Annotated in this window: 20 protein-coding genes, 1 tRNA gene and 1 rRNA gene; 11 read left to right on the top strand and 11 right to left on the bottom strand. The window is 61.2% G+C overall.

Going from position 1 to position 23591, the window contains the following annotated elements; genetic code table 11:
* Positions 1–604: 604 nt before the first annotated feature.
* A complete protein-coding gene (locus ABD059_RS04755) occupies positions 605–937 on the top strand; it encodes a hypothetical protein (protein WP_343878169.1) in 333 nt (110 codons plus the stop codon).
* Between the two features lie 139 nt (positions 938–1076).
* Here ABD059_RS04755 and ABD059_RS04760 read toward each other — a convergent pair whose 3' ends face one another.
* Positions 1077–1310 (bottom strand): hypothetical protein, encoded by a 234-nt coding sequence (locus tag ABD059_RS04760; RefSeq protein WP_343878171.1) that lies wholly within the window; start codon positions 1308–1310, stop codon positions 1077–1079.
* A gap of 448 nt (positions 1311–1758) precedes the next feature.
* On the opposite strand from ABD059_RS04760, the gene ABD059_RS04765 reads away from it, so the two are divergent.
* From ABD059_RS04765 to ABD059_RS04780, 4 genes are all read left to right on the top strand, one after another.
* A complete protein-coding gene (locus ABD059_RS04765; RefSeq protein WP_343878172.1) occupies positions 1759–2184 on the top strand; it encodes a hypothetical protein in 426 nt (141 codons plus the stop codon).
* Between the two features lie 150 nt (positions 2185–2334).
* A complete protein-coding gene (locus tag ABD059_RS04770; protein WP_209729327.1) occupies positions 2335–2496 on the top strand; it encodes a hypothetical protein in 162 nt (53 codons plus the stop codon).
* 2123 nt (positions 2497–4619) lie between these two features.
* Positions 4620–7070: a type IV secretory system conjugative DNA transfer family protein gene (locus ABD059_RS04775; protein WP_343878173.1), complete on the top strand. Its 2451-nt coding sequence runs from the start codon at positions 4620–4622 to the stop codon at positions 7068–7070.
* Entirely contained in the window at positions 7067–8458 is a 1392-nt protein-coding gene (locus ABD059_RS04780) for a hypothetical protein (protein WP_343878174.1), read from the top strand. Before ABD059_RS04775 ends, ABD059_RS04780 begins: the two co-directional genes overlap by 4 nt.
* Positions 8459–8669: 211 nt before the next feature.
* On the opposite strand, the gene ABD059_RS04785 is transcribed toward ABD059_RS04780, so the two are convergent.
* A complete protein-coding gene (locus tag ABD059_RS04785; RefSeq protein WP_343878176.1) occupies positions 8670–8987 on the bottom strand; it encodes a hypothetical protein in 318 nt (105 codons plus the stop codon).
* Positions 8988–9150: 163 nt separating this feature from the next.
* Here ABD059_RS04785 and ABD059_RS04790 point away from each other — a divergent pair, with 163 nt between their 5' ends.
* Together ABD059_RS04790 and ABD059_RS04795 are read left to right on the top strand one after the other, a co-directional pair.
* A complete protein-coding gene (locus ABD059_RS04790) occupies positions 9151–9927 on the top strand; it encodes a metallophosphoesterase family protein (RefSeq protein ID WP_343878177.1) in 777 nt (258 codons plus the stop codon).
* A 998-nt stretch (positions 9928–10925) separates the two neighbouring features.
* A complete protein-coding gene (locus tag ABD059_RS04795; protein ID WP_343878179.1) occupies positions 10926–11201 on the top strand; it encodes a PLDc N-terminal domain-containing protein in 276 nt (91 codons plus the stop codon).
* A 196-nt stretch (positions 11202–11397) separates the two neighbouring features.
* Here ABD059_RS04795 and ABD059_RS04800 read toward each other — a convergent pair whose 3' ends face one another.
* The 5 genes from ABD059_RS04800 to ABD059_RS04820 form a co-directional block, all read right to left on the bottom strand.
* Positions 11398–12801, bottom strand: coding sequence for an ApeA N-terminal domain 1-containing protein (locus ABD059_RS04800; protein ID WP_343878180.1), 1404 nt, complete (start codon positions 12799–12801; stop codon positions 11398–11400).
* A 120-nt stretch (positions 12802–12921) separates the two neighbouring features.
* Positions 12922–14196 (bottom strand): tyrosine-type recombinase/integrase, encoded by a 1275-nt coding sequence (locus ABD059_RS04805; RefSeq protein WP_343878181.1) that lies wholly within the window; start codon positions 14194–14196, stop codon positions 12922–12924.
* Entirely contained in the window at positions 14196–14498 is a 303-nt protein-coding gene (locus ABD059_RS04810) for a helix-turn-helix transcriptional regulator (RefSeq protein WP_343878183.1), read from the bottom strand. The genes ABD059_RS04805 and ABD059_RS04810 overlap by 1 nt, the downstream gene beginning before the upstream one ends.
* A 46-nt stretch (positions 14499–14544) precedes the next feature.
* Positions 14545–14621, bottom strand: a tRNA-Thr gene (locus tag ABD059_RS04815).
* A 90-nt stretch (positions 14622–14711) separates the two neighbouring features.
* Positions 14712–15575, bottom strand: a complete 864-nt coding sequence (locus ABD059_RS04820; protein WP_343878184.1) for a DsbA family protein — start codon at positions 15573–15575, stop codon at positions 14712–14714.
* Between the two features lie 128 nt (positions 15576–15703).
* On the opposite strand from ABD059_RS04820, the gene ABD059_RS04825 reads away from it, so the two are divergent.
* The 4 genes from ABD059_RS04825 (at position 15704) to ABD059_RS04840 (ending at position 20676) form a co-directional block, all read left to right on the top strand.
* A complete protein-coding gene (locus tag ABD059_RS04825; protein WP_343878185.1) occupies positions 15704–17176 on the top strand; it encodes an alpha,alpha-trehalose-phosphate synthase (UDP-forming) in 1473 nt (490 codons plus the stop codon).
* Positions 17169–17954 (top strand): trehalose-phosphatase, encoded by a 786-nt coding sequence (gene otsB, locus ABD059_RS04830; RefSeq protein ID WP_343878186.1) that lies wholly within the window; start codon positions 17169–17171, stop codon positions 17952–17954. The genes ABD059_RS04825 and otsB overlap by 8 nt, the downstream gene beginning before the upstream one ends.
* Positions 17955–18095: 141 nt before the next feature.
* Entirely contained in the window at positions 18096–19184 is a 1089-nt protein-coding gene (locus tag ABD059_RS04835; RefSeq protein ID WP_343878187.1) for an ABC transporter ATP-binding protein, read from the top strand.
* Between the two features lie 133 nt (positions 19185–19317).
* Positions 19318–20676: a DUF4032 domain-containing protein gene (locus ABD059_RS04840; protein WP_343878188.1), complete on the top strand. Its 1359-nt coding sequence runs from the start codon at positions 19318–19320 to the stop codon at positions 20674–20676.
* A gap of 42 nt (positions 20677–20718) precedes the next feature.
* On the opposite strand, the gene ABD059_RS04845 is transcribed toward ABD059_RS04840, so the two are convergent.
* The 4 genes from ABD059_RS04845 to rrf all read right to left on the bottom strand — a co-directional run bounded on the left by ABD059_RS04845 (position 20719) and on the right by rrf (position 23450).
* Positions 20719–21345, bottom strand: a complete 627-nt coding sequence (locus ABD059_RS04845) for a DUF4190 domain-containing protein (protein WP_343878189.1) — start codon at positions 21343–21345, stop codon at positions 20719–20721.
* A 14-nt stretch (positions 21346–21359) separates the two neighbouring features.
* Positions 21360–22736: an FAD-binding oxidoreductase gene (locus tag ABD059_RS04850; protein ID WP_343878190.1), complete on the bottom strand. Its 1377-nt coding sequence runs from the start codon at positions 22734–22736 to the stop codon at positions 21360–21362.
* A complete protein-coding gene (locus tag ABD059_RS04855; RefSeq protein ID WP_343878192.1) occupies positions 22733–23215 on the bottom strand; it encodes an SRPBCC family protein in 483 nt (160 codons plus the stop codon). The genes ABD059_RS04850 and ABD059_RS04855 overlap by 4 nt, the downstream gene beginning before the upstream one ends.
* A gap of 118 nt (positions 23216–23333) precedes the next feature.
* Positions 23334–23450 (bottom strand): 5S ribosomal RNA (rrf, locus tag ABD059_RS04860).
* Between the last annotated feature and the right edge of the window lie 141 nt (positions 23451–23591).

Consider the following 23591-nt stretch of genomic DNA (forward strand, 5'->3'; position numbering starts at 1 on the left):
GGCTTTAGGCATGATGAACATCCTTCCACCCGCGAGGTTAATCCTCACAGGTCAGGAGTCAACCAAACCTTCAGCAGTCCCTTACGCCACTGCAACCTGGTGAACCTCAGTGGCCACAATCGCCTCGAACATGAGGGGCCGCGTGATTCATCATCAGGAATGTCACCAACGGAGGCTAACGTCTGGTCTATCAAACTGCATCTAATCACCTTAGGGAGTCAGCCGTGAATGCCACTCTTAGTCCGCAGCAGAACGAGCAATCGACTTGCACAAACCGGAGATGTCATGACCCCGCGGACTGCCGCGATGGGCTTGCACCGGTTGACCCCCACCCTGTCCTTCTGCAGCCCCCGTTTCCGAGGTCGGGCGATGAATCCCTTTAGGAAGCGACCTTTGTGCCCGTCGCGCGGTCCTTTACCCGGCAGGCTCTCCTGGGATCTTACCCGGGCGGCGATGGACCGAGCCCTCAGCACAGAACCTCGCGTTCGTCGGATCGGGCTCGCATCACTACGAGCCCTCGCCTCGGGAACGTTGCTGAGCAGCATTGATCGAGCGGCAGCCATAAGTTGCATCAACATCTTGACAGAAAGCGAGTTTCGGCCAGATGAACGATCTTGACCTACTCTACGAGCTATCGGGTGACGAACCTGGAAGCTTCACCATCACCACTGAGAGCGGGACTGTGTACGTGGTGGACTGCACCCGGGGCTTCCTTCAGAGGTTTCCCAACGTTCGGCCGCCCACAACCGATTTCGCATCAATACCTGTATGCGACCTCCGGCGTGATGAGAGTCGAATTCCCATCATTCGAATTGAACGACTAGTCGTCGGAGAGCGCGGAGTACTCATTTTAGACGTCGTCGAGGACGGCCAGACCGTAACTGTCCGCAGCACCACTCCCGTGCTCTCCATCGAACGGACCGCCAACACCGGCTGACGCTACACCCTGATGCTTGAGTCCCGGTCGTACAAGAGCAACCTCCGATCAGGGACTCGACGCACCTGGCCAGCCAGCTGCCTTGTCCCAGCGTTCTCCGAGTAGGTCGGGCGTTGAACCCTATTCGCGGACCTACTCACTAACTTGAGAAGGTGCCGTCTATCAACGCGGTCGCCGCCCCGGACACCTGGTCGAAGCGACCTTCGCGGATTGCCGTCACGGGCGTCTCGTCGCCCAACCAGGGATTTCCGCCGATGAACCACAACCTTGCAAGATCAGGGCCTTCAGCGCGACTGATCAGGCAGAACACCTTGTGTGCCAAAATCATCCGAGCGGCTTCATAATCGTTCGGGAGAGGTCCATCCTTCTCCACCCACTCCAAGCTAATCCGAGGGGTCGGATTTCCCGCAAGGGCGCCGGTGAGCAGCGGTCCGAGCGTCCCATTTAGACCCGCTGCTGTCGTTCGTATCGAATCCGCTTCATGCTTCACTCGAACCATGTCCGCCTCCAAACATCCCGTTCTTGATCGGCGCGTCTGGCTGTGCCCCATAATCGGCGGGTCATAGAGACTCCTTCAGTCGTCCAATCCCATGCGTAGGCACCGCAGGTCCGCCCCGCCTGAGGATCGGCCTTCTTTGTGGCTGACGAGTTGTCAGCGCCTTCGATAAGCTTAATTGACGAGTTGACTAGGAGTGGAAGCGATGACGGACCCGGCCGACATCCAGCCGAGTAGGGCAGACCAAATCCTTCAGGCCGCCCGAGCACAGATACATGGAATCGCCATCAGCGGGACCGTGCCAGTAGAAGAAATTGCCAGGCGGATGGCTACTCAAGTCTCGCGCGAGCAGAGCGAAAACAGGCTTGCGCAGAAGGTCGGGCCTTTTTATGACGCCGAAGGGGTGCTCAACTGGCTGGGTGTCAGTCGCCAGGCGATCCACAAGCGCCGGGGAGCACGGACGATCCTTGGGTGCCGCACTGCCGATGGAAGATTCATCTACCCCGTTTGGCAGTTCCAGAACGACGGCAGGTTACTTGCCCGCCTGCCCGAGGTTCTCAAGGTGCTCGCGGCCGGTATCGACGACCCATGGACGTGGGCGCTGTGGCTACAGTCCGCTGTCGATGAAGAACTGGACGGCAAGACGGTGACCCAGTGGCTTCGCGATGGCGGTGACGTTGAACCAGTCCTCCGACTGGCCCGGAACGATGCCGCAGCGTGGGCCGCAGAAACCGAGCGGGTTTGGGCCTAGCGGCGATAGCCGATGTCACTGGGCGCGTACCTTGAGATCATGATGATCCGCGCGCGCGGAAGCCGACAACTGTGAGCGGGCGCCGTTCGATCCATGGACCCGCACCGGAATCGGAGTCGACAGCTGCAGCTGAAACCGAGCGCGCGAAGCATGCCGTGTCATCTAGGAAATCCGGCTGCGGGTTTCCCGCTCCTGGCCGTCATCCTGATCACCGCCGGGCTCACCATCTTCTCCGTCATCGCCAACGCCGTCGAGGGTGCCGAAATGGCCGAACGCCAAAGAGTCATTGACGCCTGCCACAGCGCCCTTTAAGTCGAGATCCCCGAGGCCGAAGTATCCCACCGGGTCAGAATCTACGACCTCGACGAGAACTGGTCCGGGTCAGGGCGGTTCCGTAATCCAGGATTGCCCGGGGATACCCGCGAGTGGATCGGTTTCGATTGCTCGGCAACCCAGAAGGTCAGCGGCGGCGAGCTCGTCACCGCCACCATCTCCGAACCTTGACCAGCCAACCACCAAGCACGCCCGTTGCTTTGCGCCGGCCCCCGGTGCGTTTCGGTCCGGCGATAGCCGCACCACCGGTCGCTGAATGTGAAGCCGTTTTGAACCAGCTGCCAGTCAAACCAAACCAGCCCCGAGCGATCCGAAATGGTGTTGCGATCCAGTGGACCTGCTGAGGTTGGCATATTAAGAGACTCGGCCCTGGCGGGCCTCGTCAGAATGCTTACCTTCTCGTTTCCTCATCGCTCCCCTGATCGTTTCCCTGCTTCGTGATCCTCTTTGTGTTTCTCCGACAAACCAGCTTCTCGATTCCTCTTACGTTCCCTTCTCGTTCTCTTCTTGGTTCCCTGCTCTGGCGCTGCGCGCCTTCGCCCACCGTTCCGATAACCTCCACAACCTACGCAACTTCCTGGCTCTCTGATCCTTCTGCCACCACAACCACACTGCTCCCGTTCCGTTTCCACACCGTCACCCGTCACGCTCACCAGGCAACCCACCTGAGCGCCACCATCTCGCTCACTCTCTGCCACCGACACACGCAACCACACCGGACCTGACTTGCCCACTCCAGCCAGCCACACCTGACACCGGCTCACACTTAACCCAGCCAGGCGGCCTCGCTGCGCTCCCCCACCACAACCTCACGACACCCATCTCGCTCACTGTGCGCAGACGCTGCGCCGCCGACAACCATCTGCTCCTCCGCACCGTTGCCCAGTCAGGCGACCAGTGCGGGACTCTCTCCGTTCTCAGCTCTTCTTCTGATCCTTCACAGATTCACTTCCGTCTCCGACGGGCCTCCCCTCCGACATGAGCCACTCTTCTCTTCGCCATGACCAGTCCAATGCAATGGCCTGCGGCCCGCCGGATAGTGATCATCATGATGGTCACTATGTGGAACTGTGTGGGACTCATTGCGGCTGCGCCGCCGATGCGCTTCACGCTCTGATCCTCTTGGCGCACCTCGGTCCGTTTCCCATGGTGGTTCCTCCTCCATGTCCTCCCTTCCCGTGGAACAACCTTCGCCTTCGGCATCCAACCAGCTCCGTTACTCCTGCTCGCGCAGCGGGTTGCCTCTCCACAGCAATGACCTTCACCTCAGCACCTGACTTGTCCGGGACGATCCTGCTCGCGCAGCGGGCTCTGCCACTGAATAACTGCTGGGCCGGAGCAAGACTTGCCTCCCACATGCTTTCGGCGTCTGACGCGGTGCGACCATCCCGGCCACGCAGTGATTTCCGTCATGGCACTCTGAAAAGCTGACAGCATGAACTCCTCGCGTTCCCCTGCGGGAGCAGGCTGCTTCACTGCATGTTGATCCCGGACACACCAGTCAAGCGATGCGGCTGCCGGAACGGCTTAGCGTCGCGGTTTCATCCAGGAACCCCTCCGGCCACACAGAAAGTTCGCTGAGGAAACTCTCTTGCCACGCACACATCTGCTGTCCGCAGGACCGTGAAATCCGCCGGAGGCAAAGACACCTGGAGATGCACGCTCACTCCCCATCACAACCTCCCGAAGAATCTTTCATCAGACCCCTCTTTCATCGCAGTAACTGCCATCCAGACAGCGCATAAGCTGATTCCAACCGACCCTCCTGGCCGGGGGCTTACTGCCGTCCGCAGGACAATGAAAACCGTCGAAGACATCCACCAACTTGGTCCACAAAAACCTGACATTCTCCGAAGGCTGCCGCACACAAGACTGGTGACACCAAAAACTTCCGTCCTATATCCTCCACAACCCGCACTGCTGCGCAGTTACACCTGCCCTTGGGCGCCCGAAAATGAGCAATTGTTCGAGGTGGAAGCTCCCCATGGGCGCCCGAGCCTGGCTTCCCGCGATTCGGGCCGCGTGTATCGGAATTCGACGAAACCAGATCGCCCCGAATCCGGGGTCCCGGGTTCCACAGGGGCACTACCAGGAATCTACGCATGGCTTCGGGCATGCAACAGGCAATTTACCGGCTGGCACGCGCCGGCGGCATCGAAACCAACCCCATGACCTTCACCCAGAAGTCCGGAGTCTTCTCCTCCGCGGCCACTGAGAACGGCTCAGCCACCCTCCTGACCCGGCGCGAGGACACCGGCCTCAACGGCTACCTGATCCTGCCCGAGAAATCCCTCGGCTCCAACGCCCCACTGCACCTGGCCCACACGGTCGGCGCCCGCGCTGAAGAAGCCGAACTGCCCGATGACCTGGGCAACTCCCCGGCTATCGGCGAACTCACCTACCGCCGCTCCCCCGCGCTGCGCGAAACCCAATCCGGCATCGACCCGACCGAGCTCCCCCGCCTGCTGGCGAACGCGATGCCTGCCGGAAGCTGGGTTGCTGTCACGATGCGCAAACCCGCCAACAAGGAACGCACCCGCTACACCGCGTGGCTGGCCAACCGGCTCGGCACCGCCGTCCCAACACACCACTCCGTTCACCCGACAGCTGTCGCCATGACCATCACGGCCGGCGGATCCACCAAGGACGAAGTCCGCGCGCTACTGCACCAGGTGACCGCCGGGATGCCAGGGTTCGACCTGGACTCGGACATCAGCTTCCGCCGCGCCCGCCACCGCGCCTCGGTGCTGCTGCCGATCGGATTGCTCCTGGCCGCGGCGACCATCTTCGGCATCCCGTACCTGCCGGGTGAGATCAAAGAAATGGTTTCCGAGTTCACCGCCGGGCTCCTCACCGCATCAGTGGTCGCCGCCGTCATCGGGATCATCGGACTCAGCGGCAAGATCGGTTCCCCTGACGCTGACCTGCGCAAACGTCTCGACCGCGCTGAGTTCCCCGTCCCGCCTGCGCGCAAGGGCCGCCCGGCACCACCACGGAAAGAAAAGACGGTCCGCGGCACCCGCCAGGTCGGTGAGAACAAGGTCCCCTACGAGAAGACCATTCCCGCCTCCGACGGCGACTACCCGTTGCACCCACACACCTTCCTGGTCGGACCAACCGTCGTCGTCGGTATGGTCTCCCCGCACGCCGGTGCTCTCTCCGGTGAGAAGGTCACCCGGTCCCGGTCCGTGCCGCCAGCGATGGGACAGCCGATCGGCCCACTGCTCGGCTACGAAGCCGGATCCCCCGCCTACCTTTCAGCCCAGGACGCGTTCGCCGGCACCGCCGTGCTCGGTGTCCCCAACTCGGGTAAGTCACTGCTGATCCGGTCCCTGTTCGGCTGGCACTGCCTGGAACGGGCCCGCCCGTCCGGCCGCCCCGGCTACCCGGGCAACCGCAACACCCTGGTCGCGTTTGAGTCCAAGGGTGACGGTGTGGAGAAATACTTGGCCTGGGCCCACTCGGTTGGCGACAGGGCCCTGGTCATCGACGTCGCCGACGCCGCCACCCCGGCCATCGACATCTTCGCTGTCCCCGGGGACAACGCAGCAAAAGCATCCTTCTTCACGAACGCGATGGTCTACGTCTTCGGTTCCGTGTCCATCGGCGCCCGCTCCGTCACGACGTTGAAGGGTGTCCTCACCGCTGCCCTCGCCGTGGACGATGAGCTCCTCGAAAGCATGGACGACCGTGACCCGATGACAATCCCGCTGGGCCGTTCCCCGATGTACTACGCCTACCTGCTCCTCGGTGGCATGTCCGACAAGGTCGGTGTTGACCTGGCCTCCGGGATCCGCGGCCGCGCCGTCCAGCTTCGCGAACGAGGAACCCCATCGGCTGAGCTGGAACAGGCCACCGCGGCCATCTCCTTCCTCTACGACGGCAAATCCGAATCGGCCCGCCGCACCTTTACTGAGGCACCGTACTCGAAGATCGAGCAGCTCCTCGGCCTCGAAGAATGGTGGACCCCTTCACGCAAGAAGGTCACCTGGGAGCAAATCCTCGAAGGCCACCGATCGGTCGTCATCAACACGGGAACATCCGCGTCCGGCGTCGTCCTGGACGACAACGTGAACCAGGCCATCTCCTCAATGCTCATGTACTCGATGCAGCACGCCATCAAACGGATCTGCTCCGGCTGGCAGTCCCACGGCCGGTCGGTCTCCCTGTTCGCTGACGAGCTTTCCCTGTTGGCCGGTAACTCCCCGGAGATCATCTCCTGGCTCCGCGACCAGGGCCGGTCCTTCGGCTGCCGCCCGTTCCTGGCCACCCAGCGTCCCGAGCAGCTCCCGCCCGCGCTGCGCAATAACCTCCTCACCTACGGGACCCTGATCTCGTTCGCCCAGTCGGATGTGTCCACGTCCGTCGAAGTCGCCGCGAACATGGGCTCCGTCGCTGAATGGACCCAGGACGACGTCCAGCACCTCGAGCCGTACCATGTGCTTGTGCGCTCCCATGTTGGCCAGCGCCGGCAGTCCGCGTTCATCGTGAAGCTGCCCAACCACGAGGCCGACATGAGCTCCTACCCAGAAGCCCAGGGGTACGCGGCATGAACGCCACCCCCAGGCGCAAGACTGCCGTCGACTCGGTCCACGCGTCACTGATGCCTTCGGCGTGCACCCTCGATGAGGTCGCCACCCACAACCGCGCCGACCCCTACTGGGACATGCTCTGGGCGCCGGGGTCGACCGCCAACTGGGTTTCCGGATCCATGGAACGCAACCGGGTCCAGGTCAACCGGTCCCGGACGAACAAACGCCTGATGGTGGACACACCAGAAGCACTGCGGCTGTTGAACATCAACCAGGGCCGGGCCGCCCGGCTCGCCGGCTGGTCCTGCCTGGACTCGTGGCGGACCGTGTCCGCTGAACAGATGGCCGCCCTGACCGGCGCCATGAACTTCCTGAACCCACACAGCGCGAACGTCGCTGCATCCTTCTCGCTCGACCTCGTCGACATCGGCAAGTTCCCCGTCACCATGCACCGCGACGTCGGCTGGGGGCGCAACGTCCTGTACCGGCCCGGGAACTCCGACGCATTCGACGCCCACATCAAACCGAAACTGACCTGGCCCGAATGGGTTTCCGTGACCGGCGGCTACCCCTGGTCGCACGGCGGCCAGTACGACCGGCACAACCTGCTCGCCACGGAGCTCGCGCTCCGCGCTGCCGAGTACCTTCCCGTTGGCGCAGTTCTGGGTGAGAAGTTCGCGACCGTTGATCTGCTCGCCGGCACCGGCCTCGGCAAGACAGTGAAGAAGCCCGACCAACGCAGGGCCGACGGCGTCATCGTCCGTGCTGATGGTTTGAGGATCGCCTACGAGCTGACCGCCACCGCGTCCACGTCGTTCGAATCCAAGGTCCGGCGCTGGGCTCAAGTTCTGGCCGACCGACCGCTGGAAACCTCGGGCCTGGTCATTGTGTTCGTCGCCGCACCCCACCCCGCGCGGCTCCGCTCCGGTGAAGACCCGCGCCCGGAAATCTACCGGCGGATCGCGAAGGTCCTCAAAGACTTCCCCGGCACCGGCGCCGACTCACCGGCCGCCCGGATGGGAGTCGCATCCTGGGATGAATGGTTCCCCGCCCGCCACGAACTCGGTGAAGCATTCTTCTCCCTGGAAGCAGACTTCGCAACAGCTCCCGGCAAGGGTGCGCAACGCTGGGCACCGCGTCAGCTGTTCGGGGACTACGCCTTCACCCCGTGGGAAACCTTCGACGCTACCGCCGTCATCGACAACGCACCCGCCATCCTGGCCACCCCGCATTGGATGCGGACCGGTGATCACACCCACCTGATCGGGACCCCCATGTCCCGTGCCGGTGAAGAGGTTCCACACCCGGCGCCCGCGAAACCAGACAAGGTCAAAGGCCGCCCGCTCGGGGCAGGTGTCGGTGTTGCCGGTGACGCCCGGCTCCCACGACGGCTACGGCTCGGTAGTTAGGCGGTACCGCGAATAGCGATGGGGGATCTCATCGAGTCGTAAACCGCCGGCGCAATGATTTGGTTTGCCTGCTCGGTCCTGGGCAGTACCAGCAATTTGTCGACCTCTTGTGCATGGACGCTACAGCAATCTCCGTGGCCAACACCTCATGAGCTCTGCCAAACCATTGGGCGGTTCGGCGATGCACTTCGATGCCTCCGACGCACCCCGGTCAGCCATCGTAGGCATCTTCAAGCAGCGCCTTTGCTGCTGCCTTCGTCTCGGTAAAGCGGCCTTCACGGATCGCTTTAACCGGTGATAAGTAGGACAGCCGCGGGTTGACGGTGAGCGCCCATGCCTGCGCTATGTTCGTGCGCCGCGCCATTTGTATCTCGCTGAGCACCTCGTAGGCGAAGCGCAGCCGCGACTGGGATTCCGATGGGGGAATAGCTGACCCTTCTGCCCACTCACATACCTGCAGAGGATCGCGGACGCCTGCGAGTCCAGCAACAATTCGCGCCGTCAGCATTTCGCTGAGTTCACGGACCACCGCGGTGATTCCTATGGCTTCTGATCGACTTTCGCCTTCAATGCTATCTGAGGATGGTCTCATATGAATCCCTTCGCGGTGTGGCCTTTATTTTACCTACCCGAGGCGGACTAAATCCTTAAGAGCTCGGCTAATTGTCACTCCCCGGAACTACGCTGGGAAAATGACAACGGATCCGCGTCCAATCGCCATCTACGGGGACTGGCATGGGCATCTAGGCTGGGCGCTCGGCAGCATCGACGCGGCAGAGAATGCTGGCGTCAAGACGCTGATCCATGTCGGTGACCTCGGCTTGGATTTCCCGGGACGGAACCGCGGAAGGTTCGAAAAGAAACTGAATTTGGTTCTGATCGAACGCGAAATGACTCTTATCTTGTCGGTCGGCAACCACGACAATCACGATACGGTCTCCACCCTAGAAATTCAGGCTGATGGTCTGGCCACCTTCCGCTCCAATATACAGATCCTCCCCCGGGGCGGCCGGACCGTTGTTGAGGGCCTCACCGTCGGAGGTCTCGGCGGCGCCTACAGCATCGATCAGAAGTACAGGATCGAGGGAAAGGATTGGTGGGCCAATGAGGAACCAACGCAACAGGAAGCCGACCAGCTGGTGGCGGGCGGACCGGTGGACATCTTGATCACCCACGACGTGCCGGCCTCCGTCCCCATGACGAGTGATTTGAACCTTCCGGCCGACGTCATTGCCGAGGCAACGAAGACCAGGATTCTTCTCGACAAGGTGGTGCATAGATTGCAGCCTCCGCATCTGTTCGCTGGTCATTGGCATCAACGACGAATCCATGAACTCCGTCATGAGGACGGTTCGGTCACACGAGTTGATGTTCTGGCAAACGAGCTGGCCAACGACGGCAACGGGGCACTGGTCTGGCCCGGATCCACGCCTTTGCGGATTGAAACACTGAGGATAACTACGCGATGACCGCAAACCCGTCCCACGCGGATATAGATAGACCTCACAGCGGTCGGACCAGTCCAGGTAAGCATGTCGGCAAATACGACGTTAAGCGGGAACGGGAGTATGAGCGGGTGCTCATTTTCGCCGCTCGTCTTCGCATCACGACTGACTCCAAGCTCGGAAAGCCGACACCCCATTGGGTCCTGGAACTAGCGAACCGGTCAATTTCCGGCAGCAAACCGGCCAAATCAAGGAGTAGGCGATGAGCGTGCTCGACGCGCAAGCAGCTGGAGTGGAAGTCCGTGTGCCTTTGGGCTGGCTAAACGCTGGAGTTGGAGCAACGATGGTCGGGTCTTAGTCGGGAATGCTGTTCGTGGCATCAGCGGCGGCGGCGGAGAGTCCACTGCCCAGAACCCAGTCTGAATCTGAACAGCGCCTCCGGCCAGCACACCAGGTACGGCAGACTATTTCCGATGCTGACGGAGGGCATGCAGTTCGGTTGTGCTTAATCGGCCCAAACCTGGATCAACGCTCCCAGTCAGGAAAAGAGCAACGGGACGCATTGGCTGCTGGGCTCAAAAGTGCAGGGAATATGCGGTAGTTCGCGGAGGCACTTTCTTGCACCGGTGGGGATGCCAGGTGAGCCTGCTAACGTCTATATGTCTCTGTAAGCATCCACGCGCTCGCGGCGACCGGGTGCGTTGTCGATCAGACTCCGTTGATCGAGGATCTGCCCGACGTGGGGCGGAGGGTTGTCGATGATGCTCCCCCGCTGGGCCCGTTCCGGACCTTCCAGGTGCCCATCCGCGACATCGCAGCGCTTACGGGACTGGACTTGGCACTACTGGTTGCGGTGGATCGGATGCCGATTTCCCGGGCGCTCCAAAGTGCTCCCGTAACGGCCGCGTGGCGGGAGTTGATCAACGAGGATTGCCTCGACCTGGACTTCGATTTGAAGGGAGGCGGAGAATTCTCATACCGGACTAGGATCAGGTGACCGATTGCCACATCAAGGAGCTGCAATGACGAACCCACTCGTTCCTGGAGCCTGGGACGTAATGTTCCTCGTTCTCGCCCTTACGTTCATTGTGTTGACTATGCTCGCGATCATTTCAATCGTTACCCGACGCCAGGTCTCGGTCGTGATGAAGGTGCTGTGGGTCACCTTCGTCATCTACGCACCGTTTCTCGGGCCAGCAATCTGGTGCATCTGCAGCTTGGGTAGGACGTCTCCGAGGGGCTTGGTTCAGCCGCGATCGATGAATCTGGTGCCGTCGAAGGTCAGTACGACGCGATAGGTCTTCGGTTGGAGCCTCCCCGGAATTACCTTGATTTACATCGCAGACGAACACCTTCACTTCTGCAGACCCAAAGCGTGACAGCTGCCGTGAGAAGGTCTGCTCCTAGGATCAGTGAATCCATCCTGTGGCATGCCTGACACCTCTCCCAAAATCCGGTTATAGTTCGCCGGCGGCCCCGTATTGGGCTCTGGCTCTACGCCGTGCGACCGCCTATGGACCGCGCATGCTTCGGCCACTGGTGCGCCCGATCGAGTAGGTGGTTCCAGTACAGCTTCTCGCATGCCCTACTGAGCAACGCTTCTTCCGGGTAGCCACACTCGATCAAAAGCCGGAATATGACCACATGCCTTGCTGCATGCTCAACGTCTAGAAAAATACCGTAGTCCGATGTACTCCCGTCAGGGTAGGGAAGTCCATGGCCCAGTATGTTCCGCACTCTCGCGGTTACTTGAGCCCATTCCGAGATGTGCCCTTGAAGGAGCTTGTGGAAGAAAGCCTCACCTTTGCTTGTGACGAGCCTTTCCAACCTTTGCTGAAGTGAAGTTTCCGACAGTTTCACGGCGCTGTAGATGCTACGCCTTTCCTCCTTGTTCAAACCTATGGTTGTGGCGTGTTCTGCCAGCTTCCGTTTTACAGAGTCTGCGAACGGCGTCGGCAGATCTGTGACGAATTCTCGCTGTACTTGTTCCATCGCACCCGCAGCAGCGAAGGTTTCAGTTTCCAGAAACCCCCGCTTTCGGCGAGGCGCCGAAATGACCATGGGACTGATCAACTTCTCTGAAAGTGAGAGCCAATTTGAGAGCACAGACTCAAAAAATGAATCCGTGGCATGGATAAGTGGGAGGAGACCCCCTTCATGGGCTTCGGTTCCTTGATCCCAGGGGTCTACGGTCGCAGTTGTGTGCTCGTTGTCACCCGATAATGCTGAATCCATGAAATCGCCCAGCTGCACCTGTATCGAATCAGAGGGTTCATCTGTGACGCTCGCTACAAATGCTTTCGTTGGCTGAATGTACCGCTGATCCAAGTCTTCGAGCGTCAGACCGTCGTCGGCCTCAATCTGGAAGCGAATGTGGTCCTGATATGAACGATGATCGACTCCGGAGCTTTGACTCCGCAATCGAACTAGCTTTACCCGGTCTCCATTTGGTCGCTCAATTTCGCTTCGTGACTCGTATAAATCTTCATCGGACGACAGCCCCAAACCCCAGCCGTACCAAAGCGACGAGAGCCGGCTTAGTCCGAAAGTGGCAGTACGGAAACGCGAATCAGGGTGAAGATGTACGCCCCGGACCAAGGTGAATGCGGTCCAGGTTTCTATCGTGCTGACCTGAAGCAGTTCCTCACGAGTTCGGACATGGCGACTCTCACCCCCAAAGTAGGCCTGCGGCAGGGTGAACGGCGTGCCATGACAGTTCCCGAGAATCGTTGCTGCTCCCGATCCTTCGTAACCTTCATAGCCCTGTCTCAGCGCACCAACGGTAGTCAACTCCTGCTTTCCATTTCCGAGATAGCGAAGGACGCCCGGCACTCTGTTATCCGGAGTGTGTGAAGTCCACCAGTATCCCGCGACTTCGAGTCGCTGATCGTCGCTCATGAGTTCGATCGTAGTGAATATGATGGGACCTAGCTGTCTCCTGGGCCGCGTCTCCGTCGCTTGAGGTTGCTTGAGGTTGCTTGTCCGGCTTCTAACCAGCGCCGAGATTCTGAATTTCAATTATGTAGAACGGTTCAGTTTTCCTTCCGGTCGTCGACCAAAAGCTCCCTCGATTAGATCCCTATGGTCTTCAACCTGGGTGACGGGTTCGATGTAGTACTTGTCGGTGGTCTCTTCCTTGGAGTGGCCTATCACGGAACGTGCGGCACCCTTGCCAGCTTCCCGCGCGAGCAAAGTAGCTACGGTCTTTCTGAACGTGTGCGGGGTTACCTTAAAATCGAACTTAACACCTGCGGCGCTCAATGCACTCCGCAAAGACCGTCGAACAGACGACGGTTGCATGAAAGTTCCGTTCTGGGACCAGAAGACGGCATCTACCGTGTTTATTGGCAGCGAACAAGCTCGCCGCCGAAGTAGTACATCGACAGCGAACTGGGGTAGGGGAATTTTCCGGATGCTTCCCTCGGACTTCGGCGCCGGCTGCCGATACTTAGGTCCATGACGGGGTTCAACAATTGTGCCGGTAATGGACACCGTGGGAACTGAGCTCACCAAATCAACGTCGTTCCAGCGCAAGGCTAGAACTTCTCCAATCCGTGTGCCGGTTGCCAACATGACGTCGACGATGTCTGCAAGCGTTCCGTCATTCGGTGGCCCAAAAGTGCCCGGCTGGTTTCGCCATGACCGCACAGCCGACCGCACCTCGTCGAGTGAAGGTTCATTCAGCGCCTTTGGTTTCGCTCTTCTCTTTGGCAGCGGCTTGATATTTCGGACCGGGTTGTAGGGCAACACTTCTTGGTCGACGGCGAGTTGGAGGATAGAACTGAGGACGACTCGCGCAAGTCGAGCTCGGGTGAGCCCGTTGCCCCCATCGATCAGCCCGAAAAGGAAATCGCTGCCGACTTTGACTCCGACATCGGACACTTTCATTTGTCCGAGCCCGGCCCCTATATGGTTCCGGTAGGTGCTCTGGTACTGATCGAACGTCTGTCGCCGCACAGACGTATCGAAGCTCGCTTCGACGGCATTACCGATCTGGTTGACCTCGATTTTGGGAGGTTCAATGCTCCTGAACCAGTCCTCAGCGAGCTGCGCAACTGTCGGCACGGCGTTCTCAGCTGCGGCCTCGCCGTCTAACCGCCACCCCTCCACCCGTGCTGCAGCGGCCTCCTGGACTGCCCGGATAGCGATCGCCTTGGTGCGTCCGGTCCGCTCAATCCGGACCGTCCTGCCGTCCGAAGCTCCGAAACGCGCCCAGGCGTCCCACCGATCCTTATTGATCTGTTTGGTGCCCGGGACACCGATCTCGCCCCGTCGCAGACGTGCGCGGCCCATCAGGCGACCGTCTTCATTGTTTGGTACCAGGTGATGAAGTCGGCCTCGTCATACCTGACGAGGCCATGTAGCTTGACGACCGGAGGACCGATGCCCGACGAGTACCAATTAGCGAGTGTTTTCGGAGCGATTCCGAGGATCCGGGCGACTTCAACGCGGGTGAGTACCTTCACGGGCACTGCTTTAGACTGCTCATTATGTTTTTCCATGAGCACCATGTGTGCGGCGGCCGGGAAAGAGCTCACCGGTGGCAATGCCGCTAAAACGTCCGATAAACGTCTGTTCGACGGTTTGCTTGTCATAGAAAACCCCTCCTGATAGGCGTATTGCCTAGTCAGAAGGGGTTGCTGGAGCCTCCTGCCGGATTCGAACCGGCGACCCCCTGTTTACAAGACAGGTGCTCTGGCCAACTGAGCTAAGGAGGCAAACTGGCTAAGCCAGCGAGCGCCGTCGTCGTGACTAAACCGATCGAATGCGCAAAGACAAGATTAGCCCAGCCAGCGCGTCAGCGAAAACTAGCCCTTGGCGTCGATCTTTTCCTGGGTGAACGCAGCGAAGTTGTCGATGGCCTCGGGGACCGCTTCACCGTCGACATAGATGGTGGGAGTTCCCGAAATGCCATCCAGTTCGGCAGCCTCGGTCGTGAAGTTAACCCAGGGCCTGAAGGTACCCTCCGATAGGCAGGTGGCGATGTCAGCGGCACCCACCGACGACGCCAGACCTGCCAGACCGTCGTCGTCCAATTCACCGTTCTCATAGTTGGCGAACACACCGGCCGAAAAGTCGAAATACGCCTCAGGGGATTCTTCAGCCACGCAGGCCAGCGCACTGGCACCCCGCGAGGAATAGTCAGTCGATGAGTTGCGGTCCAGGTACGCCACGTTGCGATGCTCCATGGTGATCTCGCCGGCGTCGAGCCATGCCTTGATTTGATCCGCATGAGTGCTCTCGAACTCAGCGCAGAACACACAGTTGACGTCGACATACGAAACCACCTGCACCGGCTCTCCCTCCGTTGACTCGGCGACACCGGGCGGCAGCTCCCCTGCTGGACGCGGCTCCGACGGCAGCGTCGCCAAATCCACGGTCCCCGCCTCGAACGATTCGACCTCCGAGCTTGAGGTCAACACAATCCCGCCATACTCGTTGCCCCCGGCCGGAGCAGGGCCAGCGTCGGGTACCTGGCCGCGGATCGTGTTGGTCACGATCAACGCCACAACTACCAGGATCGCCACCACAGCCGCGACCACACCCCAACGAATGAGCAGCCCTCTCCGCTTTTCTTGACGCTCCTGGGCCTCACGGAGCAGCCGCGCCTGCTCACGGGCCTGCGACGATCGCTGCGATTTAGTCGGTTTATGGCTCGAGCTGGGGGTCATCAGTCCTCGTCATGGTTGGGTACGCGTAGTCTCAAGTTTAGCGATCCATTCCCGCCGACGACTACGGACCGGGCCTCGCCGCCGAAACGGTAAAGTACTAAGTAGGCCTACTATATGCAGGAGTCAGCGTGCCTTCAGCTAAACCCTCGTCCGATAAGACCACTGCCTACGGCGAATTCGAGTTCATCGTGGTCTCCAACCGGTTGCCTGTCGACCGGGTCTCCACTACCGATAGCAGCACCTGGCGCCGCTCCCCCGGTGGGCTCGTCACCGCGTTGGCCCCCGTCATGTCCAAGGCCGACGGCGCTTGGGTGGGCTGGCACGGCGCACCCGACGAATCTCTTGATGCCTTCGACCACGACAATATGCGTCTGGTCCCGGTCCCGCTGACCGAGGACGAGGTGGAGTTCTACTACGAGGGTTTCTCCAACGCGACCCTGTGGCCGCTGTACCACGACGTCATCGCCCCACCCGAGTTCCACCGGCATTGGTACGATTCCTACCGACGGGTCAACGAACGCTTCGCCCAGGCCACAGCGGCTGTTGCCGCCGAAGGCGCTACCGTCTGGGTCCAGGACTACCAGATGCAACTGGTCCCCAAGATGCTTCGCGCCGCGCGGCCGGATCTGAAGATCGGCTTCTTCAACCACATTCCGTTTCCACCGCTGGAGATCTTTGCCCAGTTGCCATGGCGACGCCAGGTGATTGAAGGATTGCTCGGCGCCGACCTGATCGGTTTTCAGCGTCCCAGCGATGCGAGCAACTTCCTGCGCTGCGTTCGCCGCTTCGTCGGCCACACGGTCAGGCAGCAACAGGTCCAGGTGGAAGTCGAGGAGGGCGGCCCCACTTACACCTCCCGGGCCGAGGCATTCCCCATCTCCATCGACGTCGACCAGATCATCACCCTGGCGAACCGCGAAGACATCATCGAACGGTCCAAAGAGATCCGCCGCGAGCTCGGCAACCCGAAGCACATCCTGCTCGGTGTTGACCGCCTGGATTACACCAAGGGGATTGGCCACCGGCTCAAGGCCTACGAGGAACTCCTGGCTGACGGCCACGTCAAGGTCGAGGACGCTGCCCTCATCCAGGTGGCCAGCCCGAGCCGGGAACGGGTTGAGCAGTACCGATTACTGCGCGAGGAAATCGAGGGGGCCGTCGGACGGATCAACGGTACCTATGACACCATCAAGAACACCGCCATCCGATACTTGCATCACAGCTACCCGGTGGAGGAAATGGTCGCCCTGTATCTGGCCGCAGACGTCATGTTGATCACCGCGCTCCGGGACGGCATGAACCTGGTGGCCAAGGAGTACGTAGCCGCGCGGACCGGAAACAGCGGCGCCCTGGTGCTCAGCGAGTTTGCTGGCGCGGCGGACACCCTGCGCCAGGCGGTCCTGATCAACCCACACGATATTGATGGTCTCAAGGCCGCCATCGTCACCGCGGTCAACATGAGCCCCGCCGAAGCGACCCGTCGAATGCGCATCATGCGCCGTCAGGTGCTCCAGAACGACGTCGAGCGCTGGTCCAAAACCTTCCTCACCGCGTTACAGGAAGGGAATGACGACAACCCCCAGGAGGCAGCCCATGCGTGAGCAGCTCAGCGCCGAATTATTGACCGCGCTGGAAACCATCGCTGGAGCCGATCACCTGCTGATCGCCCTCGATTTTGACGGCACGATGTCGCCGTTGGTACCCCATGCTTCGGACGCCAGGCCGTTGCCCGGTTCTGCTGCGGCGCTCTCTGCGTTGGGTCAGCTACCGGAGACGACGACCGCCCTCGTGTCCGGTCGCGCACTGGACAGCCTCCGCGCGGTTGCGACGCCGGACCCCGAGACTCTCCTGATCGGGAGCCACGGCGCCGAAACCTGGACCGGCCCCGACGGAGCACCCCTCACCCTCACCAGCCAGCAGACTGACCTCCTGCGTCGCGCCACCGACGCCGTCCAGCAAGTGGTGGACGCACATGCGGGAACCGTGCTGGAAACCAAGCCGGCTGGCGTCGTACTCCATACCCGCACCGCCGACGACGACGTCGCAGCCGCAGCCACCGACGCCGCCCGCCTGGCCCTGGACCAGCTTGAAGGTGCTCACATCACCGACGGCAAACGCGTGCTGGAAACCTCGGTGATCAGTGCCGACAAGGGGCAGGGCATCAGATCACTCAGAAAGTACACCGGGGCGACGGCCGTCTTGTTCGCGGGCGACGACGTCACTGACGAACACGCGTTCGCTGCTTTGGAGGCCCAGGACCTCGGTATCAAGATTGGCGACGGGGAGACCAGTGCCGATCACCGGATCCATTCGCCCGAGGAACTGGTGCTGGTACTCGAGCGTCTCCTCGAGCTACGCCGTGCCAGTGCGCAAACCTGATTTATCTGCCATACTCAGAATCTGTGACGCACACCACCTGCCGTCTCGATGACGTACGGCCGGAGCTACACAGATAACTGAATACTCTCCATTCACAACGGATCGTCGGGCACGTACCTGCCCGTGAAAAGGAAAAGCAAAATGGCAACGGTAACGTTTGACCAGGCAACACGCCTGTACCCCGGCACAGATAAGCCCGCGGTTGACAAGCTCGACATTCAGATCGCCGACGGCGAATTCCTCGTCCTCGTGGGGCCCTCCGGTTGCGGAAAGTCCACCTCGCTGCGGATGCTCGCCGGACTTGAAGATGTGAACTCGGGCCGCATCCTCATTGGTGACCGCGACGTCACCGATGTTCCACCCAAGGACCGCGACATCGCGATGGTGTTCCAGAACTACGCGCTTTACCCCCATATGTCGGTGGCCGACAACATGGGCTTCGCGCTGAAGATCGCGGGCGTCTCCAAGGAAGAGCGCGCCGAGCGGGTTCGGGACGCCGCGAAGCTGCTCGACCTTGAGCCGTACCTCGACCGCAAGCCGAAGGCCCTTTCCGGTGGCCAGCGGCAGCGTGTTGCGATGGGACGCGCGATCGTGCGTAACCCACAGGTGTTCCTGATGGATGAGCCCCTCTCCAACCTCGACGCCAAGCTGCGCGTGCAGACCCGCACCCAGATCGCGTCGCTGACCCGCCGCCTGGGCGTCACCACTGTCTACGTGACGCACGACCAGGTTGAGGCTATGACCATGGGTGATCGCGTCGCTGTTCTCAAGGATGGCGTCCTCCAGCAGGTCGACACACCACGCAACCTGTACGAACGTCCCGTCAACGTGTTTGTGGCAGGCTTCATCGGCTCCCCCGCCATGAACCTGCTGGAACTTCCCGTTACCGACGGCGGCGTGAAATTCGGTGGCATCACCTACCCGGTTGCCCATGAGGTGCTCGATGCAGCACACGGCGGCACCGTGACCCTGGGTGTCCGTCCCGAAGACCTTCAGATTGCGCCGGACGGCCAGGGCCTGCAGGTTGAGGTTGACGTCGTCGAGGAACTCGGCGCAGACGCCTATGTTTACGGCCACACCACCCTCAACGGGGAAGAACAGGTCATCGTGGCACGCGTCGACGGACGGCGCCCACCAATGAAGGGTGACACCATTCACGTCACCCCCGAAAAGGGCCATGTGCACCTCTTCGACATGAAGGACGGACTGCGGCTGGCTGACCACGTCTAAGCCGGCCCCGCTGTCCGAGCGGAACTGACCCGAGTACGGTGGTCTTTGGATTGACTTTCAATTCAGGGGCCACCGTCCTTCGTTAAGCACCGAATTTCGTTAAGTAGTAAACAGTTACAACAAAGGGCAACACATGAACGATTCGCCAGACGCCGAGTGGCACGACGAGCCGACCGACTGGGACCAGCCCGGCAAACTGCCGCGCACCCGGGGCGGCTCGGATCCGGGCACGTTGGGATCCCTGAACATCACCGCTGCCGCCACCGACCCCGAGCTGCTGGACCTGCCGTGGCACATTGGGCTTGAGGACTGGCCAGCCCAGTATCTGGCAGCCCTGCCGCGTGGTATCTCCCGCCACATTGTGCGCTTCGCTCACTTGGGTGGCTCGGTGATTGCAATCAAGGAAACCAGCGAGCACGTTGCCCGGCATGAGTACCATATGTTGCGGAAACTACGACGGCTCGATGTGCCGAGCGTTGAGCCGGTCGCCGTGATCACCGGCCGGAAGGCCCGGGACGGCACCGATCTGGATACTGTCCTGGTGACCCGGCATCTCAAGTTCTCGATGCCCTACCGCGCGTTGTTCTCCCAGACACTCCGCCGGGACACGCTGACCCGGCTCATCGATGCCCAGGCGCTACTCCTGGTCCGGTTGCACCTGATCGGGTTCTACTGGGGCGATGTTTCCCTCTCCAACACCCTGTTCCGTCGTGATGCTGGCGCCTTCGCCGCCTACCTCGTCGACGCCGAAACGGGTGAGCTGTACCCCGGGTTATCTTCCGGGCAACGAGAGTATGACCTTGAGATCGCCCGCGTGAACATTGCCGGGGAGCTGATGGACCTCTCCGAGGGCGGGCTGATCGAAGAGGAGATCGATCCCCTGGCCACCAGCGAGCTCATCATGGACAGCTACCGCCGACTTTGGGCCGAACTCACCGATCAGGAATCCTTCGATCTCAACGACCGATGGCGGGTCAACGCCCGCATCCGCCGGCTTAACGAGCTAGGCTTCGACGTCGAGGAATACGCCATCCAAACCGAAGCCAATAGCTCCCAGATCAAGCTGCAACCCAAGGTGGTCGACGCCGGACACCACAGCCGCCGGCTGTTGCGCCTCACCGGTCTGGACGCCCAGGAAAACCAGGCCCGGCGGCTCCTCAACGACATGGATGCGTACCGCGCGGACAACAACCCCGATGTCGACGAGGAACTCAGTGCCCATCTCTGGGTCACACAGGTGTTCGAGCCGATTGTCAGGGCCGTTCCCCGGGAGCTGGGCCGCAAGCTTGAACCGGCAGAGGTGGTCCACGAGGTGCTGGAGCACCGCTGGTACATGTCGGAAAAGCAGGACCGCAATGTGCCGATGGCCGAGGCAGTACAGTCCTACCTCGACTCGATCCTCATGCACCGCCGCGACGAGGCGGCCATCATGCTGACGGCTGACACCAAGACCATGGACATCCTAGGCGGCGGCGCACGCGACTCGCCTTAGCTAGGGCTTTCCCTAAGAGGGACGGATGAAACGAATACTAGCTCAGCACTCAATAGTTTGGCCCTGGAAGGTCTGCGTGCCAGGTCCCACTTGCTCGCAGTACTCGAGGACCTCCATGGCGTACGGCCACGCAACGACAATCCCGATGATGATCACGATTGTGGCGATGACCGCCAACGCACCAATGATGATGCCGGCCAAGGCGAAGCCGTTGCCCATCCGTGCCTTGCGGGATTTCACCATTGCCACGATGCTGATGATCAGGCCCACAACATTCAGCAACGGGACGAGGGACAGGATGAACCCGACGATCCCAAGGGTCTTGCCCGGGTTCTCCGTCGGCTGTCCGTAACCGCCTGGACCACCACCATAGGGGCTCTGACCGGAGCTCTGCTGACCGTATGGCTGCTGCTGACCGTAGCCCTGCTGGCCGTACGGAGCCGGCTGCTGGTTGGCGCCTTGTTGACCATACGGAGGCTGCTGCTGCCCATAGGGCGTGGGATGGCTGCCCGGCGCGGGCTGCTGCCACTGCTGGCCAGCCGGATATTTCTTCGGGTCGTCGCCCTGACCGCCCTGCTGGTCTGGCTGATTTCCCGGGTAATTTTCCGACACGTTGAATCCCCATTCATGGTTATGACGCCGCCCGCTGACAGCGAATACTGGATTCATTCTATCCACCATCGCTAGGCTCTCGCGGTGATGGCCTTTCCGGGGTTGAGGATGCCGTGAGGATCGAACACGTCCTTGATCTGCCGTTGCAGCTCGAGCACTTGCTCGCCCTGCTCCCACGGCAGCCACCGCAGCTTGTACTGGCCCACCCCGTGTTCACCGGTGATGGTTCCGCCCAGATCCAGGGCCAGCCGCACCGACTCATCGAGTGCAAGGTCGAGCCTGGCCACCCCCTCAACGCCCTCCCTGGCAGAAACCCAGAAGGTTGGGTGAAGGTTCCCGTCGCCCGCATGGGCCACCACCTTGAGCTGTACCGAGTGATCGGCCGCCACGCGTTCCAGCTGGGCGATGTAATGCACTAGTTGGGAGCGGGGAACTGCAACATCCTCACCCACCCGGAATTCGTCGTCGACCTCGTCACCTCTGCTGTGCCGGCGAAGGTCGATCAGCCGTGCTGCCTCCCCAACGTCCTGTGAATCCACGGTCCCACCCAGCGAGGTTAGGACTGTCCGCACCACGGCGGCCTCCGCCTCGGCGCCGAAACCATCGGTCTGAACCAGCAACAGTGCACCGCCGCGCCCGCGCAGGTTCGATCCGTGAGCACCATCCAATGCACTCAGCGTCATCCCGTCCAACAGCTCCATGATGGCTGGTTGAACACGGGCCTGCCCTATGGCCAGGACACCGGCCGCGGCAGCCTGTACGTTGGGGAAGAAAGCAGCAAGGGTCTGTTCGCTGTGGGGCAGGTACCGCAACCGCACGGTGACGCCGACGACGATCCCAAGGGTCCCCTCCGACCCTACGAACAGGGACGTCAGATCGTAGCCCGCGACGCCCTTAAAGGTCTGCACCCCGGTATGGATCAGAGTCCCGTCTGCGAGAACTACGTCAAGGGCCAGTATCGAGTCGCGGGTGACCCCGTATTTGGCACACCGCAGGCCACCGGCGTTGGTGGCAACGTTGCCTCCGATGGTGGAGATACGGTAGCTGGCCGGATCCGGGGCGTACATCAGCCCATGGCGTGCCGCCGCGGTGTTGAGATCGGCGTTGATGACTCCGGGCTCGACAACGGCAATCTCATCGAGCGGCTTGACGGCGATGATGCGGTTCATCCGCTCAAGGTTCAGGACGATGCATCCGGTGGTGGCGTGGGCACCGCCGGATACTCCCGTGCCCGCTCCTCTGGGGACTACTGGCACCCTGTTGGTGTGCGCCCACCGGAGCACCTCCTGTACCTGTTCCACCGTCTCCACCCAAACGACCGCCGACGGAGACTGAAGAGTGAGCACAGGGCCCTGGTCCCTCGCATACGGTTCGACGTCGAACGCGCCTGTTTTCACCGCTCCAGCGGGTAACAGCCCCGACAACCCGGCGATGAGCTCCGGGATCATGGTGTGCCGCCCATGAAGCGGCTGAACTTTTCCAAAGCCAAAGGCCAGAAGACTTCGTAGATTTTCCGCTCCTCCTGGGAGGAAGGTTCAGTGGTCCAGCCTTCGTGGGCCAACGACACCACAGTGCCGGCGGTCGGGTCCGCGTGGAACCCGATGGTCAGCTCAGTAGGTTCACCACCGCCCGGCTGATGGTGCCAGATAAGGTCAAGACGAAGGGGCTCCACCGTCGGGCGGACTTCAGCCCACACCGCTTCGGCTTCACTGATTGAGGTCTCCACCAACGCTTTATCCTCGAGGTCGAAGAAGCTCTCGGGCCCCCAGACGCTTAGCGCCTCGGCCGGCCACCACAGATGAATGTTCTCAGTGAACCCTGCGAACGCGTGTTCTGGTGGGACAGGAACAGTCGACGCGAGCTCAAGGACCATCGCCCTGTCCGGCGTCGGCAGCGGTGGGGCGGCATCTGAAAACAGGTCACTCATACCCGCGACTTTACCGGGTGGAGTGGGTAGCTGTGGTCTGTAGCTGTGGTCTGTGGTGGTGGTGGGCGGGGTTAAAGGCGAAAGGCCCCACCGGTGGTGGGGCCTTTCGTGAATGGTTGTCCGGCGGTGTCCTACTCTCCCACACTCTCTCGGGTGCAGTACCATCGGCGCTGTGGGTCTTAGCTTCCGGGTTCGGAATGGGACCGGGCGTTTCCCCCACGCTGTGACCGCCGTAACCCTTGTACCCGTCCCCCTGGTTCACCGTTTCGGGTGTTCGGGGGTGGGAAAACTTTTGTGGTTACAACTTGAACAGATTATACCTGTATTGTGTTGTGTTATTTTTTGGTTCCGTTGTTGGTTGGGAACCGCATAGTGG

Origin of the sequence: Arthrobacter flavus (assembly GCF_039526005.1) — a bacterium.
GTDB classification, from domain to species: Bacteria; Actinomycetota; Actinomycetes; order Actinomycetales; family Micrococcaceae; genus Arthrobacter_D; species Arthrobacter_D flavus.